The sequence below is a fragment of the Pseudomonas fluorescens genome (assembly GCF_902498195.1).
Classification (GTDB): domain Bacteria; phylum Pseudomonadota; class Gammaproteobacteria; order Pseudomonadales; family Pseudomonadaceae; genus Aquipseudomonas; species Aquipseudomonas fluorescens_BU.
The window spans coordinates 285983-306884 of record NZ_CABVIY010000004.1 but is presented as its reverse complement, the minus strand read 5'-3'; the positions used below and the strand labels follow the sequence as shown (position 1 = coordinate 306884).

General features: G+C 56.8%; 17 protein-coding genes. 7 read left to right on the top strand and 10 right to left on the bottom strand.

The annotated features are described in order from the left end of the window. Positions 1-155: 155 nt before the first annotated feature. From F8N66_RS16610 to F8N66_RS16575, 7 genes are all read right to left on the bottom strand, one after another. Entirely contained in the window at positions 156-1208 is a 1053-nt protein-coding gene (locus tag F8N66_RS16610) for a Gfo/Idh/MocA family protein (RefSeq protein WP_150771209.1), read from the bottom strand. Positions 1209-1341: 133 nt separating this feature from the next. After that, entirely contained in the window at positions 1342-2367 is a 1026-nt protein-coding gene (locus tag F8N66_RS16605; RefSeq protein WP_150771208.1) for a Gfo/Idh/MocA family protein, read from the bottom strand. 35 nt (positions 2368-2402) lie between these two features. After that, positions 2403-4334 carry a 3D-(3,5/4)-trihydroxycyclohexane-1,2-dione acylhydrolase (decyclizing) gene (gene iolD, locus F8N66_RS16600; protein ID WP_150771207.1) on the bottom strand — a complete coding sequence of 644 codons (1932 nt, stop codon included), beginning with the start codon at positions 4332-4334 and terminating at the stop codon, positions 2403-2405. 153 nt (positions 4335-4487) lie between these two features. Next, positions 4488-5309 (bottom strand): TIM barrel protein, encoded by an 822-nt coding sequence (locus F8N66_RS16590; RefSeq protein ID WP_150771206.1) that lies wholly within the window; start codon positions 5307-5309, stop codon positions 4488-4490. Between the two features lie 30 nt (positions 5310-5339). Next, a complete protein-coding gene (iolB, locus tag F8N66_RS16585) occupies positions 5340-6149 on the bottom strand; it encodes a 5-deoxy-glucuronate isomerase (RefSeq protein ID WP_150771205.1) in 810 nt (269 codons plus the stop codon). Further along, positions 6146-7039, bottom strand: a complete 894-nt coding sequence (gene iolE / locus F8N66_RS16580) for a myo-inosose-2 dehydratase (protein ID WP_150771204.1) — start codon at positions 7037-7039, stop codon at positions 6146-6148. Before iolE ends, iolB begins: the two co-directional genes overlap by 4 nt. A 161-nt stretch (positions 7040-7200) precedes the next feature. Then, the gene (locus tag F8N66_RS16575; protein ID WP_150771203.1) at positions 7201-9138 is read right to left on the bottom strand and encodes a bifunctional 5-dehydro-2-deoxygluconokinase/5-dehydro-2-deoxyphosphogluconate aldolase; all 1938 of its coding nucleotides are present in this window, start codon (positions 9136-9138) and stop codon (positions 7201-7203) included. A gap of 310 nt (positions 9139-9448) precedes the next feature. On the opposite strand from F8N66_RS16575, the gene F8N66_RS16570 reads away from it, so the two are divergent. The 7 genes from F8N66_RS16570 to F8N66_RS16535 all read left to right on the top strand — a co-directional run bounded on the left by F8N66_RS16570 (position 9449) and on the right by F8N66_RS16535 (position 16447). Further along, positions 9449-10369 (top strand): MurR/RpiR family transcriptional regulator, encoded by a 921-nt coding sequence (locus F8N66_RS16570; protein WP_150771202.1) that lies wholly within the window; start codon positions 9449-9451, stop codon positions 10367-10369. Between the two features lie 106 nt (positions 10370-10475). Beyond that, entirely contained in the window at positions 10476-11591 is a 1116-nt protein-coding gene (locus F8N66_RS16565; protein WP_150771201.1) for a Gfo/Idh/MocA family protein, read from the top strand. 103 nt (positions 11592-11694) lie between these two features. Then, positions 11695-12216 carry a DUF3016 domain-containing protein gene (locus F8N66_RS16560; protein ID WP_150771200.1) on the top strand — a complete coding sequence of 174 codons (522 nt, stop codon included), beginning with the start codon at positions 11695-11697 and terminating at the stop codon, positions 12214-12216. A gap of 205 nt (positions 12217-12421) precedes the next feature. Then, a complete protein-coding gene (locus F8N66_RS16555; protein ID WP_150771199.1) occupies positions 12422-13309 on the top strand; it encodes a hypothetical protein in 888 nt (295 codons plus the stop codon). A 24-nt stretch (positions 13310-13333) separates the two neighbouring features. Further along, positions 13334-13798: a hypothetical protein gene (locus tag F8N66_RS16550; RefSeq protein WP_150771198.1), complete on the top strand. Its 465-nt coding sequence runs from the start codon at positions 13334-13336 to the stop codon at positions 13796-13798. 850 nt (positions 13799-14648) lie between these two features. Further along, on the top strand, positions 14649-15581 hold the full coding sequence (locus F8N66_RS16545) for a universal stress protein (protein ID WP_150771197.1): 933 nt from the start codon (positions 14649-14651) through the stop codon (positions 15579-15581). Between the two features lie 656 nt (positions 15582-16237). Further along, the gene (locus F8N66_RS16535; protein ID WP_150771196.1) at positions 16238-16447 is read left to right on the top strand and encodes a hypothetical protein; all 210 of its coding nucleotides are present in this window, start codon (positions 16238-16240) and stop codon (positions 16445-16447) included. Between the two features lie 462 nt (positions 16448-16909). Here F8N66_RS16535 and F8N66_RS16530 read toward each other — a convergent pair whose 3' ends face one another. The 3 genes from F8N66_RS16530 to F8N66_RS16520 all read right to left on the bottom strand — a co-directional run bounded on the left by F8N66_RS16530 (position 16910) and on the right by F8N66_RS16520 (position 20870). Further along, the gene (locus F8N66_RS16530; protein ID WP_150771195.1) at positions 16910-17794 is read right to left on the bottom strand and encodes a DUF4435 domain-containing protein; all 885 of its coding nucleotides are present in this window, start codon (positions 17792-17794) and stop codon (positions 16910-16912) included. Next, a complete protein-coding gene (locus tag F8N66_RS16525; RefSeq protein ID WP_191623008.1) occupies positions 17795-19177 on the bottom strand; it encodes an AAA family ATPase in 1383 nt (460 codons plus the stop codon). 784 nt (positions 19178-19961) lie between these two features. Continuing rightward, the gene (locus tag F8N66_RS16520) at positions 19962-20870 is read right to left on the bottom strand and encodes an AraC family transcriptional regulator (RefSeq protein ID WP_224790492.1); all 909 of its coding nucleotides are present in this window, start codon (positions 20868-20870) and stop codon (positions 19962-19964) included. Positions 20871-20902: the final 32 nt, after the last annotated feature.

The window sequence follows — 20902 nt, the reverse complement described above, 5'->3', positions numbered from 1 at the left end:
AAAGGTCTTTCTCCACATTTTTGTTGGTTTTATGGATGAGGCGTGACGATTTCAGTAAGCGGACAAGCAGGGAAAGCGTTTAAACGTTGTGCGAAGCAGTACGCTGGAAATGACTTTATTGGAAAATATTTTCCATATCAATCGATTTTAGAATTTTATTCTGATTTCATTCCATGGCTGGCGAAAGGGCTCACTTCCACCACTTGATGCCCCTCGGAACTCAGCCGCGCAGCGTCTAGCACGCGGGTGGTCGCCAGCGCATCACGGGCGTCCACAGGCAGTGGGCCACCGCTGTGCAATGCAGTTTGTAGCTGTAAATAGAACTGATTCCAGCAGCCACGCTCGGAGGGAACCCGTTCGCGCTCTTCGCCGTGCTCGAACCAGCCCCAGCGTCGGTGCTCCTCCACGCCCCAGCGTTCGCCTTCGGTTTTCGGCGAGCGCCCGGCAAGCGCGGACGCCTCCTGGCCATCCAGGCCGTCGACGCTGTAACAACCCTGGGTGCCGGTCACCCGAAAGCGCGGGCCGGGGGTGTTTTGCAGGCAACTGGCGCCCAGGTGCGAGGTCACACCGCTGGCGTGGGTCAGGGACATGAAGAAGCCGTTGTCGAAGGTTTGGTCTTTGTCCCGGTAATCCAGTTCGGCATAAACCCGCGTCACCGGACCGAACAGCAACAGCGCCTGATCCACCAGATGGCTGCCAAGATCGCGCAAGCAACCGCCGCCACTGCCGGTGTTCACCGCCGGTGGCGAGTAGCGCTCGATCCGCGACTCAAAACGGGTGACCTGGCCCAGCGCACCGGACTCGATGAGTTTGCGCACGGTGAGGAAGTCCGAGTCCCAGCGCCGGTTCTGATAAACGCTCAATGGCACACCCTGGCGCTCGGCCATGGTGATCAGGGTTTGCGCCTGTTGGGCATCGGCGGCGAACGGCTTGTCGCTGACCACGGCCACCCCGTGCTCGATGCCGTCGAGCACCAGTGCCGGGCGGCCCTTCAGCGGTGTCGACACCACCAGCACGTCGATCCCGGCTTCCACCAGCTGGCCGATGCTGTCGAAAGCCGGCACACCCGGATGTTCCGCCGCCAGCCGTTGCCGGCGCTCGGCGGAGCGGGTCACCACGCCCACGAACGTCGCCGCCGGCAGACTGCTGATCAGCGGAGCATGGAAAAACCGGCCGCCATGGCCGTAACCGACAAGTCCGATGCGCATAAATGTATTTCCCTAAATAGAACGCGGACCCTGTGGGAGCGGGCTTGCTCGCGAAAGCGGTGTGTCAGGCAACTTCAATGCTGAATGTGCCGTCGCCTTCGCGAGCAAGCCCGCTCCCACATTGGCTTTGTGGTTAACCGTAGAAACCTGGGCGGTCAGGGAGGGCGACTTTGACGATCGCCCCGCTGTTCTGCGCCTCGATGCAGGCATCGGCAGCAACGGCGGCGGCGAAGCCATCCCACGCTGATGGCCCGCCCACTTGCCCGGCCCGCACACCGTCGATGAACGCCTGCAACTCAACGTCGTACGCCGCAATGAAGCGATCCTTCCAGTCCATCAGAATCGCGTTGGACAGTTTCGCCCCGCTGCGCAACTGAACCTGCGACGGTTCCGGCAGTTTGGCGATGCCGGTCTCCCCCACCACTTCGCACTGGATGTCGTAGCCGTACTGGCAATTGACGAAGACTTCCACGTCGATGCGCGTGCCCCTGGCGGTTTCCAGCAGCACGATCTGCGGGTCTTTCAAATGCGCGAGGGCCTTGCTGCTCTTGCGCGGGAACACCACTTGCACCGACACGTAATCGTCGTCGAGCAACCAGCGCAACACGTCCAGTTCATGGATCAGGGTGTCGGTGATGGCCATGTCGGTCTTGTAGTTCTCGCCCACGGTGGGATTGCGGTGGGCGCAATGCAGCATCAGCGGTTCGCCGATCTGGCCGCTGTCGATCACCGATTTCAGCGCGCGATAACCTTCATCGTACGGACGCATGAAACCGACCTGCACCAGTCGCTTGCCATGGGCCACTTCGGCTTCGACGATTTTGCGGCAGCCCTCGGCGGTGACCGCCAGCGGCTTCTCGCAGAACACCGGCTTGCCCGCGGCAATCGCTGCCAGCACAAACTCTTCGTGGCTTGGGCCCCAGGAAGTGACGAGGATCGCGTCGACGTCCGGCGCCTGGATCAGCGCGTGGCCATCGGGGTAGACCTCGGCGGTCAGCTTCAGATCGGCCACGACCTTGGCCGCTTGCTGCAAGTTGATGTCGGTGACCGCCACCACCTGGCTGTTGAGCAAGGTCTGGCTGCAACGGCGGATGTGGTCCTGGCCGATGGCGCCGGTGCCGATGACGCCTAACCGCAACGCATTGGAAAGCAATGACATGTAAGGACTCCTTGTTGTTATTCGATTCAGGGCAATCAGTACTGACGGGCCTTGGCCAGTCGTTCGTTGAGGGTCTTGACCACCGCATCGGTGCGGGCGCTGGTGGAGGCTTGCGCCACGCCGACCCGCCACCACGACAGGTAGCCGTGAATCATGGTCTTGGGCAGCACCTTGATGTCGATCAGGGTGGATACCGTCTGCAAGCGCGCATCCGCCAACGCGATGTGCAGCTCCTCAACGGTGCTGACCTTGTAGGTCTTGCAGCCATAGGCCGCCGCGCTCATGGCGAAATCCACCGGCACGAAATCGCCGTCGAGCTTGCCGGTTTGCGGGTTGCGGAAACGGAATTCGGTGCCGAAGCTGTCCATGCCGTTGCCCATCTGCAAGTTGTTGATGCAGCCGAAGGTCATGTTGTCGAACAGCACCACGTTGATCTTGCGTCGTTCCTGGATCGAGGTCGCCAGCTCCGAGTGCAGCATCATGTAGGAGCCGTCACCCACCAGTGCGTAGACCTCGCGCCCGGGCTCGGCAAGCTTCACCCCCAGTGCGGCGTTGATCTCATAGCCCATGCACGAATAGCCGTACTCGACGTGATAGGTGTTCACCCCCTTGCTGCGCCAGCTGCGCTGCAAGTCGCCGGGCAAGCTGCCGGCGGCGGCGACGATCACTGCGTCATCGGCGAGGGTTTCATTGAGCACGCCGAGCACCCGGCTCTGGGTCAGGCAGGAACCCGTCAACTCGATGAATTCGCGCAGCACCGCCGGGTCGAGGTGGTCGTTGATTTCCGGGGTGAAGTCCTGGGTCTGGTACTCGACCCGATAGAGCCGGTCGACCTCCTGGTCCAATTGCGCCCTGGCTTCAGAGGGTTGATTGCCCCAGCCGGAGCGGTAATCACCCAAGGCATCGGCCAGCGCCTGCAACCCGGTTTTGGCGTCGGCCAGCAGTTGCACGCCATCGAGTTTCAAGGCATCGCACGGGCTGATATTGAGGTTGAGGAATTGCACGCCGGGGTGCTGGAACAAGGATTTCGACGCGGTCGTGAAGTCGCTGTAGCGGGTGCCGATACCGATGACCAGATCAGCCTCCCTGGCCAGCAGATTCGCCGCCAGGCAGCCGGTTTCACCGATGCCACCGACGTTCAGCGGGTGGCTGGAGATCACCGCGCTCTTGCCGGCCTGGGTTTCGGCAAAGGGAATATCGAAGCGCTCGGCAAAGGCCTGCAGCGCCGCGTTGGCCCCGGAGTACTTGACCCCGCCACCGCAAATGATCAGCGGTTTGCGCTTGCCTTTGAACAGCGCCAGCGCATCACCCAGCATGGCGTCGGTGGGCGGCCGGCGTTCAAGGCGGTGCACGCGTTTTTGCAGGAAGTAATCGGGATAGTCGTACGCCTCGGCCTGCACGTCTTGCGGCAAGGCCAGGGTCACGGCGCCGGTTTCGGCGGGGTCGGTGAGCACGCGCATGGCGTGGATCGCCGCCGTCATCAGTTGCTCGGGGCGGTTGATGCGGTCCCAGTATTTGCTCACGGCTTTGAAGGCATCGTTGGTGCTGATGCTCAGGTCGTGGAACTGCTCGATCTGTTGCAGCACCGGGTCGGGTTGACGGCAGGCGTAGACATCACCGGGCAACAGCAGCAAGGGAATGCGGTTGGCTGTCGCGGTGGCGGCAGCGGTCAGCATGTTCGCCGCGCCTGGCCCCACGGATGACGTGCAGGCGTAGATCTTGCGGCGCAGGTGCTGCTTGGCGAAACCGATGGCGGCGTGGGCCATGCCTTGCTCGTTGCGGCCCTGATGGACGATCAGGTCGCCGCTGTCCTGCTCCAGGGCCTGCCCCAGGCCCAGTACGTTGCCGTGGCCGAAAATGGTAAAGACCCCTGCCACGAATTTACTCTGGACCCCGTCGACCTCGATGTACTGGTTATCGAGGAATTTTACCAGGGCCTGGGCCATGGTCAGTCTTGTTGTGGTCATGCTTGCACCTTCCTTTGAAGCTGAATCCGGTATGTGCTGGGAACACTGATCAATGTGGGAGCGGGCTTGCTCGCGAAGGCGATGTGTCAGGCGATTTCATTGTTGAATATGCCGCCATCTTCGCGAGCAAGCCCGCTCCCACGGGGATCTCCATTAACCTTGGGATTTCTGCAGGTGATCCATGCTCGCGCCGATCGCCTGTTCGATATCCACCAGGCCATGGACGCTGTCGGCGAACGGTTCGAACGACAGGTAGCCGCTGTAGCCGCCGCCGAGCAAGGCGTCGATCTGCGCCGCGTTGCCCAGGATGTCGCCCGCGCCCACCAGCACCCGGTGACCGTCGCGAATGCTCGCCAGCGGCGCCTGCGCATCCTCGACACCCGAGATGTGCACCAGCCCGGTCAGCTCAGGGAAAAACGCCTGCTCACCGGCCAGGTGATGATGGAAGGTGTCGTGCACCAGGCGGAACACATCCAGCCCGCCGATGGCCTTGATCGCCTCGACCGCCGTGTGTTTGCGGCGCAACGAGCACTCTTCGAAACCCAGTGGTTCGATGAAACCGAAAATGCCGTGATCGCGCAGGATCGGCGCCAGCTCACTCAACGCCGTGCGCAGGCCTGACGCACGCTCGGCTTCGCTGCGCGGATCGCCACGGTCGTTCAACGGGCACATGACCAGGCCCCGGGCACCACAATCGCGGGCATAGGCGGCCAGCTTCAACGCCTGCGCACGACGCTCGTCATTCCAGACATCGAACGGATACAACGCGTTGATCGACAAGACGCTGATGCCTTTGGCCGCACACAACTCACGGACGTGCCCGGGCGCGGTGCCATCCTCGATCTCGACACCCTTGAGGTCGTTGCGGATCTCGATGGCGTCGGCCTTGAGGGCCGCCGCCAACTCGATGAACGCAGGCAGGGACAAACGGGGGGCGACCATACGGTTCAGGGCGAAACGCAGGGGTTTGCTCATTATTGTTGTTCTCCGCACAGAGGTTGCCATTCAGAGATCCAGCAGCCAGCTGTGCTGCGGATCGTTATGGAACTGCCAGACGCGTTTCGGGCCCGCCATCACGTTCAGGTAATACGACTCGTAGCCATACGGCACGCTGACCGGGTGATAGCCCTTGGGCACGACCACCAGGTCGCTGTTTTCCACGGCCATGGCCTGGTCGATGCTGCGGTCATCGGTGTAGACCCGCTGGAACACGAAGCCCTGGGGCGGGTTGATCTGGTGGTAATAGGTTTCTTCGAGAAAGCTCTGGTGCGGCAGGTCATCGGTGTCGTGCTTGTGGGGCGGGTAGCTCGACGAATGACCCGAGGGCGTGCGCACTTCCACCACCAGCAGCGAATGGGCCGGCTCGGTGTCCGGCAGGATGTCGCAGACGTAGCGGGTATTGGCGCCCTTGCCGCGCACGCTGCGTTTCATGGTCTCGGGTTTGATCAGGCGCGGGCCGTGGTGTGCGCTGGCCGAACCGGGCGCGGCGCAAACGGCCAATTGCACATCACTCAACGCCACCACCTGCGCCTGGCTGCCGGGGGGCAAGTACGCGGCGAACGGGGATTTGTCTTCGAACACCGATTGGCGATCCCCAAGGTTGTCCCACTCGAACACGCCCTGCCCCGGCGCTTCACCCTTGATGCTGACGCGACCGCTGAGCAGCACCAGGCACAGCTCCTTATCACCGGCTGACACCGGCAGGCTTTCGCCCAGACTCAATCGGTAAGCGGCGAAGCCTACATATTCAAGCTCGCCTTCACCCAACGCGACCATCGTCCGGCCACGGGCGTTGCTCTTGACCAGCAGGCTCATCGCGCAGTCCTCTCGTCGAGCAACGCACGCAAGGTGTCGAAGCCTTTTTTGGCATAGGCGTAGCTCGGGGCCACCGCCGGGTCCTGCTCGGCTTCCACCACCAGCCAGCCGTGGTAGTCGGCCGCCAGCAGCACGTCCAGCAGTTCGGCGAAGTCAATATCACCATCGCCGGGCACGGTGAAGGTGCCGTTGATGATGCAGTCCGGGAAGCTCCACAGGTGGTTGCGCGCCAGCTGCACCACCGGTTTGCGCACATCCTTGAAATGCACATGGCAGATGCGCGAGAGGTGTTTGCGCAGCACCTGCAAGGGTTCACCGCCCCCCATGTAGCAATGCCCCGAATCGAACAGCAGGCCGACTTCACTGCCGGTCAGCGCCATCAGTTTATCGATGTCCTCCGGGGACTCGACGTAGGCGCCCATATGATGGTGATAGGCCAGGCGAACGCCCTGTGACAGGGTGAAGCGCGCAAGTTCCGTGAGCTTGTCGGCGTAGGCCTGCCACGCCTGTTCGGTGTGAAATCGCGGGCGTTCGACCAACGCAATTCGCTGGCCTTGAATGGAATCAGCGACTTCACCGTAGACCAGTACCTTGGCGCCGTTTTTCGCCAGCAGCTCGACATGGCTGCCGATGGCGTCGATTTCCTCGGCCACGGAGCGCCGCGCCAGGCGACTGGAGTACCAGCCGGACACCAGCGCCAGGTCATAGGGCCGCAGCACATCGCCGACGCCTTTGGCATCCCTGGGGAACTTGCCGTTGAGTTCGAAACCTTCGTAGCCGATGTCCTTGCCTTCGGCGAGGGCAGTGCTCAGCGGCGTCTCGCCACCGAGGGACGGCAAGTCGTCGTTGCTCCAGGAGATCGGGTTGATGCCAATTCGGATAGCGGGCATGGCTGCACCTTTTTATTGTTTTACACACATCAGTAAGAACGACGTAGAACCCTGTGGGAGCGGGCTTGCTCGCGAAGGCGGTGTGTCAGGCGACACACAGGCTGAATGTGCCGACGACTTCGCGAGCAAGCCCGCTCCCACCTTGGCATTGCGTTAACTCATCAAGCGCGGGCCGCACGCCAGGCATCTATCAGCTCGACAAAGGTGCCTTGCACCTGGCGGATCAGCGCTTCATCGTCAATTTCACCCGCCAGCCAGGCACGGCTCGGTTCCTGGAAAATCGTCCGGCCCACGGCGAACCCGCGGCACGTGCGGCTCTGGCTGGCTTGTTGAAAGCCTTCGGCCAACGCGGATGCCGGGGCATTCAAGCCCAGCAGCACCACGCCCCGGCAATACGGATCGCGTTCCTGGATCAATTCGTCGAGCTGTTTCCACTCATCAAAGCTTTGCGCTTCGATCTTCCACCACGCCGGGTAGATACCCAGGTTGTAGAGGCGTTTGAGCGCGCGATATAGCACGTCCGGGTGGGGCGACGGATGATCCTTGGGCGGGATAATTTCCAGCAGCAGTTCATGACCGCTGACCTGCGATGCCTGGTACAACCCCTTGATCTGCGCTTCCTGTTCCAGGCGCAGCATCGGCTCGTCATCCGGGTGGAATTGCACCAGGCATTTGATGATTTGCTCTTGTGGCCAGGCGATCAGGTTGCTGCCGATCGAACGCCCGTGTTCGAAGGCCAGCGGACGGGAGTTCTGCACCTCGACCGGCCGCGCCACCCACCAGCCGCGACCGGTGGCGGCGCTCAGCGAGTCCTGGCCGAAACGCTGGTCCGCCAGCAACCCGACATCGGCCTCGATGCCCTGCTCGCGCAAGTCGCTTTCGACCCGCTCCACGGCCTTGATGAAGAGCTGTTTGAGTTCGCAGATAGCGCCGAGGTCGCGCCCGCCCTTCTGCGCCAGTTCCACCAGTTGCCAGCGATGGTCGAAGGCGAAGATGAACAGTTGCTTCCACTGTTTGCGCGGTACGCTGACCTGATGCAGGCGTTGCAGCGTGACATCCTGATCCGGCCGGGTAATCGGCACCGGACTGTTGAATAGATAGTCGAGTTCGGCACGGGTCGGCATCGCCGGGGCGCAAGCATGGCGCGACACCACCAGGCCGCCGCAGGCATTGGCCAGCTGGCAGCAACGCGCGTCGCTGGCGTCCTCCAGCCAACCGCTGAGAAAGCCCGACATGAAGGCATCGCCGGCGCCCAGCACGTTGAGCACTTCCACTTGCACCCCGGGATACATCGCGCCGTCTTCCAGGCGTGTCGGAATCTCTCCATGAATCACCGTGCAACCCTGCGGGCCAAGCTTGACCACCAGGGTCGCCGCGCTCAGCCGCCGGACATTGCGCAGCGCCGTGAGTAAATCCGCAGCGCCCCCGGCGATCAGGAACTCTTCTTCAGTGCCGACGATCAGGTCGAACAGCGGGAGGATTTTCTGTACATGCTGGCTGACGTTCTGATCGGCGACGAAACGGGTTTCACCGTCCGCCTTGCCCGCAAGCCCCCAGAGCACCGGGCGATAATCAATATCCAGAACCCGTTTGACGTCGTGCTTGCGGGCATATTCCAGGGCCTGGAGGCTCGCCTTGTAGACGCCGTCGGTGGAGAAATGAGTGCCGGTGATCAGCAAGGCTTTGCTGGACGCGACGAAGGCTTCGCTGATGTCTTCGGCCCGCAGCGCCATGTCGGCGCAGTTTTCGCGGTAGAAGACCAGGGGAAAGGTTTCGCGGTCCTTGAGACCGAGCAGCACCATGGCGGTCAGGCGCTCCGGATCAACCTTGATGCCACTGACATCGCAGCCTTCACGGGCCAGGGACTCGACCAGGAAGCGCCCCATATGGTCGTCTCCTACCCGGCTCAGCATCGCCGACTTGAACCCCAGCCGGGCAGTGCCGAAGGCGATGTTGGCGGACGAGCCACCGAGGTACTTGGCGAAGCTGCTCACATCTTCCAGCCGCGCCCCGACTTGCTGCGCATAGAGGTCGACGCCAAGGCGCCCCAGGCAAATCAGATCCAATTGACGCCCACTGGCAAAACGAGTCTGGCCCATGCTGGCTCCTGTTATTTTTATCAGCCTGCGTTCGGGGCGATGACCGCGCCGAACACTCTTGGTGGGGTGCAGACTAAAACGAGCGAGATCGAATAATCAATAATTATTCCAATAAATTTTTACGTGGAATATTTTTTCCAATAAGCTTGCGTACAGGCACTCCAGAGGCAGTGCATCGTTTCAGCAAGTCACGTACGGCTGCAAGCCCAAGATTTTGTCCGGGCCTAGCCTGTAGACTGCGCACAGCCAACCTATTGTCAGGGGATCAGGCGAACCTCGTCCCTATAAGAACAAGCCAGAAGGATTCCCTATGTCCCGCACCGATCAGCCGGCTACGACCGAGAGCACGCCCGAGAGCGATCTTGCCAGCCCCCCGATCAATGCCGAGCGCCTGCTGCAACTGATCACCAATGAATACGAAAGCCTGCCGCGCCAGCTCAAACGCATCGCCAGCTACATGAGCCAGCAAAGCGACCGGATCATGGTCGATCGCATCAGCGACATCGCCCGCGAGTGCGAAGTGCACCCGTCGGCCATCGTGCGGTTTTCCCAGCGTTTCGGCTTCAGCGGCTTCAGCGAAATGCAGGCGCTGTTCCGCGAGGCCTACACCCACAAAACGACCCCGGTGCAGAACTACCAGCAACGCATTCGCAGCATGATCGCCAACAAGTCGCAGAAAGCCAGCGGCGGCGACCTGGCGCGCGAGTGCATCGACGCGACCCTGTCGGGCATCGAGCGTCTGGGGCAGGATCTGGATGACCAGGCTTTCGAAAAGGCCGTGGACCTGGTGGTCAATGCCGACAATATCTACGTGGTCGGCGTACGCCGTTCGTTCGCCGTGGCCGACTACCTGGTCTACAACCTGCAACACACCAACAAGCGCATTCACCTGGTGTCGGGGCTCGGCGGCAGCTACCGCGAGCAGATGCGCAGCGTACGCGCCAATGACCTGGTGATCGCTATCAGCTTCACGCCGTACGGCAAGGAAACCCAACACTGCCTGCGCATCGCCCAGCATCACCAGGCAAAAACCCTGATCATCACCGACAGCAACCTCTCGCCCCTGGCCAAGCGCGCCAACACCCTGCTGCTGGTCAACGAAGGCAGTTCGTTTGCGTTCCGCTCACTGAGTGCAACCCTGTGCCTGTGCCAGGCGTTGTTTATCGCCGTGGCCTATCGACTGGAATTGAAGGTCGATGAGATTCACGAGCAGGTCGGGTTCGACGACTGATTCTGCGATTCCACGCGCATGAGAATTTTTATTCCAATAATTGATTGAAAGGAATATTTATTCTATACATTGGATCTCTGAAAACAAGAATCCAAAGGATCCTGTCATGCGCGAACTCGGAATCGGACTCATCGGCACGGGCTTCATGGGGCGTGCCCATGCCCTGGCCTTTCGCAACGTCAGCGCGGCATTCGAGCTGCCCTTCACCCTTCGCCTCGCTGCCCTGGCTGACGCCGATCCCGCTCGTGCGCAAGCCTGCGCCACGGCCTGGGGCTTTGCGCAGGCCTATGGCGACTGGCAGCCATTGATCGACGACCCCAGGGTCAACCTGATCGCCATCACCACACCCAACCACCTGCACTACCCGATGGCCATGGCTGCCTTGGCTGCGGGCAAACCGGTGTACTGCGAAAAACCGCTGGCGGTGAACCTTGAGCAGGCCAAGGCCATGCACTTGGCAGCCAGGCATGCAGGCGTCGTCACCCGTGTCGGCTACAACTACCAGCACAACCCGATCATCAGCCTGGCCCGCGAGCTGATCCAGAGCGGTCAACTCGGCGAGGTCATCAGCTTTCAAGGCGAGTTCAGCGAAGACTTCATGGCCGACCCGGCGTCACCCTGGTCGTGGCGCTGTGACACCGAACATGCCGGCGGCGCGCTGGCGGACCTGGGCAGCCACTTGCTTGCCATGGCGCGCCATCTGCTGGGCAACATCGACGCCGTGTGCGCCGATACCCAGACCGTACACGCCCAGCGCCCGGCCACGACCGGTAGCCAGGAACAACGCAGCATCGCGGTCGACGACCAGACCCATGCCTTGCTGCGCTTCGCCAGTGGCGCGCGGGGCACCTTCAGCAGCAGTTGGCTCAAGCACGGCTACAAGAATCATCTGAGCTTCGAAATCAGCGGCACGAAAGGCACCCTGACGTTCGATCAGGAGCGTTTGAACGAGCTGCGCCTGTGCCGCGCCGGGCAAGACGGCTTCCAGCGCTTGTTGGCCGGACCGAACTTGCCCGGCTACGCCGCGTTCAGCCCGGCCGCAGGGCATCAGCTGGGTTACAACGAGCTGAAGACCCTTGAAGTGCATGAGTTGATCATGGCCATGGCCGGACACGGACAGGCCGGCACCGATTTCGAGGCAGCCTTTGAAGTCGAGCGATTGGCAACAGCGATTCGATTGGCGGCGCGGGAACGACGGTGGGTCGATATCAGCGAGGTTTGAAGAGCGGCAGCTGAATTTCGCACGCTGCCCCTGACGCGCACCCAGGCGTAAACTGAACAGGGTGCAGCATGCGTTGAAAAGCGCTGCACCTGGAGGTGATGCCATGCGCCCATTAACCGCTTGCACCTCGATCGCACTGCTGGCGCTGCTCCTGCCGCCACTGGCCACCGCAGCGTCTTCGGTCGAAGTGCTCTTCAAGAATCCTGAAAAATTCAGCGATGCCAGCCTGGACAGTCCGGGCTACGAACGGGGTGCCGATCCCTATGTCATGAAAGAGCTGAGCAGTTATTTCCAGAAGCTTGGCGAGCGCTATCTGCCGCCCGGCCAACAGTTGCAGATTGAAATTCGCAACATCGACCTCGCCGGCCGCTACGAACCCTGGAGGCCAAACGCCTATGAGGTGCGCTTCATGCGCGACATCACGTGGCCGAGCATCGATCTACATTACGTGCTCAAGCAAAACAGCCAGATTGTCAGTCAAGCCGACGCCCGGGTCATGGATCAGTTCTATCTACAGCGTCCGGGGCGCGCCAGTCGAAGTGACAGACTCTACTCCGAGAAAGCGATGCTCTCGGACTGGTTCCGCAGACAATTCGCCGGGCAACACCGGACCGGATTGAATTGAACCCGCCTGTCCTCCACATCCCCTGTCCGAGTTAGAAACGAAGAGCCCGTTTCGTTGGCCGGGTTCTTCGTGAAGTTATTTTTATTGCTTGAAAATGCACCTCACCGGCAAGCGACTACAGCGCAGCTGAAACTTAAAGATCCCTGACTTGCAGCCGATCCTCTGGTGACTCCTAACGCATTCAATCCCCCATCGGGTTGATTGAATGCGGCCTGAAATCAAAGGCTGGCCGTATGGAGAATTGCCAGCTGCACTCTCTCAAGGATGCCTCATGTTTCGATTGTTTTTATCGTCCTGCCTGCTATCACTGTGCGCTGTCGCTCAGGCTGCCCAACCCGCAGCCCCTCTGGACATGGCGGCATCGCAGAGGATCGCGAACGCCTTCAAGGACTACTACGAAGACGACTTCAAGAGTGAAATGGCCCGGGTGCCACATTTTGCAATCCCCACCCCGGAACAATCCTATGTTTATGCCAAGTACATGAATAAAGCGTTCGCAAAGGCGGGTTATAGCCTGGATGAAACGCTGTATGACTTTTTCAAAACCGGCGGCATATCCGGAGGCGCTGCTGGCAGACCGAATGTATTATTTATGCAAAAGTTGAACCTTACACAATATGCCATTTCCCTGAAAAATGACGTTTTTGCCAATGCCTTTATTAAAGCCGATGCTGTTTCCGCAAGAACAATAGCGTATGCAAAGGATGTTGCAGTAGAGATTCCAATCAGCAACATTGATTATGTAATCGATGCAACCCCTGGCTATACGATACAAGGTCTTGAGGAATACAAGCGGGAGAACGGGAGATTCATAGGATACATCAAGCAAGGCGCCGGCCCCTGGAAAGACTGGCTGTACTTTGAATCGGAATCACTGAAGGGCGAGCAGTACGGAATCGGCCTGGAACCTATCGCTGTCATTGACCAGAATGAAATGAAAGTCTGGAAAGCCCTGGATGGAAAGAGAGTAAAACTTGAAGGTACATACTTTTTGGCCAAAGGGCAGCAGATGGGCGATCGAAATACCAGAAACATCGCCAGCGACCCACGTTTTTTTGATCTAAGCCATAAACTGGTATTCAAAGTACTCTAACAACACCGTCCAAGGCGCTGCTTTATGTTCACTTTAAGATTTCTTGCTGTTATTGCAATATCAAGCACTTCCACATTCGCATTCTCTCAACAATTTACCTACTTTTCATTCCAGGAAGGCGGGTATGCGGGAAGAATGCTTGTTGCCAACGAACTGGCGCATGGCAGCCCCGTGCAGCCTATCGCTGTTCATATTCAGACTGTAGATACCAGCACTCAACACGAATGCGATGTTTGGGCGATGGAAAACACTGTCGCCAGGATCCAGTCGAACGGAAAAATATCCACAACGATGCGGGTTGTAGATGAAAATAAAAAAGCTACGGGCGAGACGTTTGATGTTGTGCTCGGAACGTCAGCAGCAGTGATTACGACATCCACGCCAAGTGAGTACTGCGGCCTTTCGGCGACGTTTGCCGGTCATTGGGCTCGCTCTCAGGAGGAAGATGCCGGGGAAAATGAACCGGAAGCTGATCAAGACGCCTTGTGAATAATCCTCAGCCTGCAATCACAGGCCTCACACTTATTTACCTTGGCTAATCCGTAATACGCAAGGGGCCCCGCTCAGAGAAATCCAAAGCGGGGCCTTCTTCGTTCAAGACGCTGCCAGCATGTCTTTCACCGCTGTACATTGACCGCGACCCGGCGGGCCAATCTGTTGAATTAAGCCGCACACTGGCACTCGCCCTCCACCGTCGCCCTTGTCAGTTGATCGCTCATTAGAAACACGCGAGAACAGCACGGTTTTTTCAGATCGAATAGATTCGATTCAGCGGGATCTTAGGTGAAAATCTACTAACTCAACCGACCAACTAACTAAGCTTCAAGCAAAATTGCCGTCATACTCAGCAATCGCGTTGATCGGGCAAAATGCCCGCTAGCGATCAACTCGATTTATGCCAACAAGGTTGGAGGTATCCATTTGCGCGTACTAAATGCGCGGGCGGACAGGCGCAGCTCCGAAGTTGAACGCGGCCAACGTTCGCATGTGTCTTTTCCAGTAGCGCAACCATCAGGAAGAATGCAATTTATTCGGTAACCAGTGTACCGGTCACGTTACAACTCAATATAGATGCAATGGTAGAACAGCGCCAGTGCTTAACTTGCGCAGTTGCACGAGCGATCAGCAGTCGTCACGGTAATTACGGCCAGCTCGAATTGAGCGTCAACAATCGGACTGGACAGGAAGGGATTCGAGTTTAGCTGTCGCATGCATGATGTCGGTAAGTGAGCTTCCGGTTGACGGGCGGATAAGGGGGGCCTAATGCACCCTCCCCTGTAAGGGCATAGGCCTGCCGCCGCCCCACATAAAAACTGTACTCACGCACAGGAAGACGCTCATGCACACCATCCGCAACACCTTGGTGGTAGTGGATTCGCAGCAGTCCAACGACCTGACCCTGAATAGAGCCAAAATGATTGCCAGCGCTACCCAATCGCACCTGCACCTGCTGGCCTGCGATAAGGGGCAGCAGCATTGCTCCTACTTGAACGACATGCAAGGCATCCTGGTAGAGGAAGGTTATAGCGTCAGCGCCCAGCAGGCCTGGCATGGGAGTTCACACAAGACCATCATCGCCGCCCAGCAAGCAGAGGACTGCGGCCTGGTCATCAAGCAGCACCTGCCCGACACCCCGCTGATGAAGGCCCTGCTCACCCCAGAGGACTGGAAGCTACTGCGATACTGTCCCAGCCCCGTGCTTATAGTGAAATCCGCAAAGCCCTGGGCCGGTGGCACCATCCTCGCGGCAATAGATGCTGGCAGCAGTGATATGGAGCACCGTGTCCTGCATTCCGGCATCGTCAGCCACGGCTATGATATCGCCACACTGGCCGGCGGCACTCTGCACATGTTGAGCGCTCACCCCTATCCCATGCTGTCGGCGGCCGACTCCATATTCCAACTCAAAGAAAGCATTCAGGGGCTGTATCGTGAGCGGTGCAAGACATTCCAGGCCGAATTCGACGTCAGCGACGAACACCTGCACATTGAAGAAGGTCCTGCCGATGTGCTGATCCCGTACATCGCGCACAAGCTCGAAGCCGTGCTCACGGTGATCGGCAGCGTAGCGCGCACCGGATTGTCCGGCGCATTGATCGGCAACACCGCCGAGATGATTCTGGACACCTTGGACAGCGACGTACTGGTACTCAAGCCGGACAATATCATTACCCACCTGGAGGAACTGGCCGCCCCATCACACGGCACATTGGCAGATACCGCGACTTACTCTTGGCCGTATAGCCACCATAACCATCGGCCACATACTTAGCGTCAGTCTAATGCGGCCGACCACCTGGCATGGCATGGCACATCAGGTCAGCCATGCCTGTTGGATGAGTTGCCAGAGACTTCGTTGACACTGGTGATCTTCGGGCTTTTGGTTCGAATGAAGCCCTTCACGATATGCAATCATCGGCCAATTGTTGTCTGTCGCCACCGTCCGAGCGCTGTCGCCGCCCCCGTATAGGAAAGCCGGAAACGATGGGCAAAAAATTGCAGGCCGTGCAAGCGAGGGCACGACCCAAAACAATTAGTGCGACCACGCGGACGTTATCTGGTCAGCGGCAATTCCAGACCTGAATATCAACGAAATCACCGGGTCGTTTTGCGCCAGTTTTGCGCAGGTACAAAAAAGCCGATCTAGGTGATCGGCTTAGGTGTCTGATTTTATTCAGAAAATATGGTCGGGACGGAGTGATTCGAACACTCGACCCCTAGCACCCCATGCACGCAGAACCACAGCAAGACCCTCTGTATAGGCCGTAATCATTGGCGCTCGCTGCAATCGAATGCCTACAAGTGCTTATAAGTGCGTGAGAGAGTCACGCAAAAGTCACGCACGATAAGTGCCGTCCTCCCCGGCGTTCTGCCGACCTCACAATCCCCTGCACTGCTACGCTTCCCTCCATCCACGGAGGAAATTCCATGCCCCATTCAGACCTACTCCCTTCCCTGCTATTCAAGATCAACGAAAACCAACTCGCTCTCGAGGCGGCCATCATGGAACTGTCGAACTGGGTCGAGCAGCGTGGTGCTGCCGATGTCGCCGACAATGTACGTGGCGCCCTGGAGGCGATCGACCGGAATGAGGAATTCATCAAAATGACGTTGGCGGTGATGATGGCGCCAGACTGACTGCTTACGGCCATTAGCGGACATCTGCAACCGACCGCTACCAGAAAATTTAGTGACAGGGTCAAGCGCTGGTGTTGGCTGAGCGATTTGTTAGCGCTTGCGGCTGAGGGGGGCAGCGTCGGAGTGCTATGACTTATGCCCGAATACAAAACCTGGAAACTACGACAAAGAAGTCGATTTGCACACGGTTGGGTTGATCGTTAAGCGAGGTAAAAAAAGACCAACTTCACTCGAACGGATAGGGATTTGAAATCTTTAACGGGAAAATTGGCACATTTAGGAACTCAGCAAAAACCTAGGTAGCGTCGGTTCGAAAGCGCTCATGCGATTTAGAGTTGCTCATGATTCGCTATTTGACGATTGCTCTGAAGGCCTACAATGTTCTCCACTTGCCTATTGGTGACTACTTCTCCCTTGCGGAAGCTAGAGCCCATCCCTGGGCAAAAGTAGTAGCCAATCGCGTCAGCTGGAAATAAAATTCTTTCCTTCCATAACTTCCAACAGACAGCGCTTCAGATCTGCAAGACGTTCAAGCCTGCAATACTTCGCAAGTTTGAACATTAGGCTTTCTGTATTAACACTGGCACACCCTTTTGAACGTATAAAATGATCTAAAATGGGAAGCAAGAAATCTTTCCCTGATACTCCGTCGAGAGCATCGATTTGCGCGGACTTAAGTTCGACCTCGCCTCTAATTCTCCGCCATTCATTTTCACCAACTTGACCAATGCAGGCTTGTTTAATGGACTCTTCTAAAATTGCAATTTTTTCGACGTCTACGACTGGCGGTTTTTTTCGAACTTTTTGAGTTATAATCGAACTATGACCATGAGAAACAGTTTTTAACTCAGGATAAGCAACTCTTGCAGCAGCAAAAGTTACGAATAGGTTTTTCAAAGCATCCACAGAGGCTAGTGCTTCATGCCACTCGAGATCCGTTAGCGCCTGCTCGCGCAATACAGTGCCAGAAGATTCAACGATAAGCTCGACCGCAGCATCCTTACAAATTAAATAGTTCTCAATGCAGTATGCTCGATGCTGAAATAAATTAGTTTTCCCGACCTCTCTAACGCCCCAAAATAGATCAAGATCCCCATCAATGATAAAGAGTGCAGGAGTGCTATGATCAAAATCCTCACAGAAGTTTAAGACGTTTGTTCTTCCGTTTAGAGGGATAATTTTACGAATCTTCTTTTCACCCTCTATCATTCGATTTAATAGCTCGAAATAAAACGCTTCAGAATTACTATCCTCGACATACACTTCAATAGGCTGAAGCTGCCTATAAAGCAATCCTATACTTTTAGAGGCTGCGGACGACCAGGTCAATATTGATGCGCCAGACATTCATATGCCCCCGTTAAGCGGCACGTAAAAACTATTTCTACCTCCGATGATGGCCGGAGAATGCGTGGCCAATATTATTTGCAGATCTGGCCCTGCCGCCTGAACTGCTTCTAGGAACATGTCTTGCCAAGAAATATGTAATGATAGCTCTGGCTCATCCACAATAAATATACCACTTTGAGGGAGGAGGTCGTTTAAGCACAAATGAGTCAGCATGATCAGAATTTGCCGCTCCCCAGAAGACAAAATAGTTAGCGGTCGCTCAGCTCCTGAAATGCTAATAGAAACTTCGCCCCCGCTTGTGATTTCGATATGTTTACTAGTTTGCTTTAGGAATAAGTTTATTAAATGTTCAAGCTTTGCCAGATCACTACTAATTGCCGTTTTGGCCTGCTCATACTCCTCGATCATTTTTAGAAGCCGATCAATTCGAGCCATCTGATGGCTATTCGAGAACCATTTACCTAGGATCTTAGAAGACTCAAGTGATAATAAATCGAGTTTCGCTGTCGTAGGTATAGCGTTTACACCTTTCTTTCTTGATGTGGCGCTTGATTTTGCAGCATCTGAATTAGGCTTATCAAAAACTTCATAAACGCTTTTGGAGAGAGAGATTAAATTATCAAAGAAACTATCATACATTTGTTCAAAATCATCAGACTTGAACTCTAGTGCGAGCAGTGCCGCCTTGATTGTTTTCTGCTTGAGCTTAAGGTCTCGAGGCGTATTGCTCTTGGGTAGAGACGCTCCAGAACTCTCGCGAGCAACATGAAAGGAATCTAGAATAATTCGATCTCTAAGCTTCTTATCTTCTAATGCCTGACTATCTTTTACCTTTGAGCTTTTTTTGGCAATAAGTTGCAGCGCCTCTTCCATGCCACTATCTACATCTGATTTTTTTTGTTTTTCCTCCCCCCAAAAGTGAGAAAGCGTAACGAAGTCGCTAGGGGAGGCAGCTTTGATAAATCGTCGATCCAAGCTCAAAAACATTGGAGGAGGAAGAGAGCTAATAAAACCAAACACTTTATTACTTCTAAATTTTTGTGCGCTGACTCGATCTCGAGAACCTCGAAACTCCTGCAAACTGGTAATAAGCGTTTCGTTTGGTAGCGTAGAGACACTAAGTTCCAGCACGTCCCCAGCCTGCTTGGCAACAATATCAAAACTAAGACTCTCAGAGACTGTCAAAGTTAGCGTCGCCTCAGAAAAACTCAACTCAGCGAGTTCTTCAATCGATGGTTTAAGCATAGAAACCATCATGTTTAGGGCAGTAGTTTTTCCTGCACCATTAAGACCTGCTATAAAATTTACATCTTGATTGAACGATATATTGAAGTCTAAATGGTCGTGTACATTTTTTGCTTCGAATCGTAAAAGCTTCATGAATGCATCCATTTCACATGAGAACCCCATAATTTAACGTGATACATCACATAGCACAACGCCACCCCTCTCAAGACAGAAATTTTCCTTTCCTTTGGCTTGCTGAACCTCACAACCCGCACTTGGCGGTGCAGCTCCGTCATGCTAAGCGACGGTAGCTAAAGCGAGCGCGTTGCGAAAAGCGCGCTCCGTCTAGATCGAATTGGTCGGTCGAGTTGGAAAAGCTTATTTTTCTTAAGAAATTTGAAAACTGATCGGTCGGAACGCCTATCTGAAAAGGAAGCCCTCAGAGTTTTACCTCGATAGTTGATACACCATGCTATGGAGTACATTCTTTTGCGCATACATCTCCGCAACAGAAACATGATTCGGTATTGTCAAGGAATTGATTACTCACTGCCGTGACTTCTAATTTTTGCGACGACTCGCTCGCCTAGCAGTGTAAAGCTCCGCGGGGGGTGTGAGCCCGTCGCAGGTGCTCAATTGCCTTCGACATGAAATGCAGTTGCTGTGGCTTTGAGAAAGAGTAGGCGCCAACCCAATAAGCTCGCCGTTTCTCAGTGCTGAAGTCTGCCATCGAGTCCATTCACTATGATAATTTGATGTCCGCAGGGAATGGAAGGCTATGGCCCCTGTAGCCCACCTACGTCTTCTTCTAGCCTATGTCGAGCGTACACTTTTGGCCGATTTCCGCCCTTCACGAAGGGCGGCTTTGGGTCGGAAGCGGAAGTTTCGAGTAGGAAAATAAATCTGTCCCCTTTGTCTAGACAGGATTGATTGAGGATCAGTGTGATGACACGAAGGGCGACGGGGTTGTCGGTGCGGGCAACGCATAGGTTCGCTTCATCCACGCCACCTCCGCTATCGGTGTGCGACCGAAGAGGCGCTTGAAGTCGCGGCTGAATTGCGAAGCACTTTCATAGCCCACCAGAAATGCCGATTTGGCTGCTGTCAGGTCGTTACGCAACATCAGCAATCGCGCTTGATGCAACCGTGTCGATTTGAGGTACTGCATCGGCGAGGAATCGGTCACCTTGCGAAAATGCAGATGAAAATTGGGCACGCTCATCTGCGCTTCCCGAGCGAGGGCTTCGACATCCAAATGCTGGTGATAACAGCTGTGGATTTTGTGAATGGCGCGCGTCACCTTGCCGAACTGGCCCTGCTGGGCGATGGCCGCGCGTAAGGTGCCGCCTTGTTCGCCGGTAAGAATGCGGTAGTAGAGCTCGCGCAGCATTGCCGGGCCGAGGATTTGCGCGTCGGTGCAGTCGGCCATGACTTCCAGAAAACGCAGGGTCGACTGGCGCAGCGGTTCGTCCAAGGGCGAGGCGTACATGCCCATAGGCTGAGCTGCGCCGAAGTTCCAAATCTCATCCACCTGCTGAATCAGCTCGCCGGCCAGGGTGAAATCCAGACGCAGATACACCGCCAGCATTGGCTCCGCCTCGCTAGCTTCGGTCTCCATCGTAAAAGGCACCGGCACCGACACCACCAGATAATGCTGGGCGTCATAGACATACACTTCATCCCCCAGATAGCCGCGTTTGTGCCCCTGACAGAGGATGACGATGCCCGGTTCATACAACACCGGCGTGCGAGTCAGCGGCCGGTTGGAACGTAGAAAACGCACGTCATCCAGTGGGCTCAGGTTGTAACCCTCCAGCGGCGCAAGCTGGCCCATCAACTGCACCATACGCGCTGTACTCGGGTCCTTGGGTTTTAGCA